Below are 303 nucleotides of genomic sequence, written 5' to 3'. Positions count from 1 at the left end.
TCGTTGCTATGCGGCAGGTGCACAGTGTGAAAACGTCCCGGCGCTGACAGCGTGTGGTGACAACAACCAGCGCTGTGCCTGTTGGTATCCGCAGCAGGAGGTTATAAGTGTCTGACACGTTATTAACGTTACGCGACGTCCATATCAATTTCCCGGCCCGTAAAAACTGGCTTGGTAAAACTACGGAACATGTTCATGCCATTAATGGTATTGATTTACAGATCCGCCGTGGTGAAACCTTAGGGATCGTCGGCGAGTCAGGCTGCGGCAAAAGCAGCCTCGCACAGCTTTTAATGGGTATGC

General features: G+C 51.5%; 1 protein-coding gene and 1 pseudogene. Both read left to right on the top strand.

From position 1 onward, the window contains the following. Positions 1 to 115, top strand: a pseudogene (locus ACNQ0T_RS23760) (ABC transporter ATP-binding protein); the annotation flags it as partial. Continuing rightward, on the top strand, positions 108 to 303 hold a 196-nt coding region (locus ACNQ0T_RS23755; RefSeq protein ID WP_417930449.1), incomplete at its 3' end, for an ATP-binding cassette domain-containing protein. The pseudogene ACNQ0T_RS23760 and the gene ACNQ0T_RS23755, both read left to right, overlap by 8 nt.

The organism is Enterobacter cloacae complex sp.6700776, from assembly GCF_048284255.1.
Lineage (GTDB): Bacteria > Pseudomonadota > Gammaproteobacteria > Enterobacterales > Enterobacteriaceae > Enterobacter > Enterobacter intestinihominis.
Note: the sequence above shows the minus strand (reverse complement) of the source record. Positions and strands in the feature narration are given on the sequence as shown.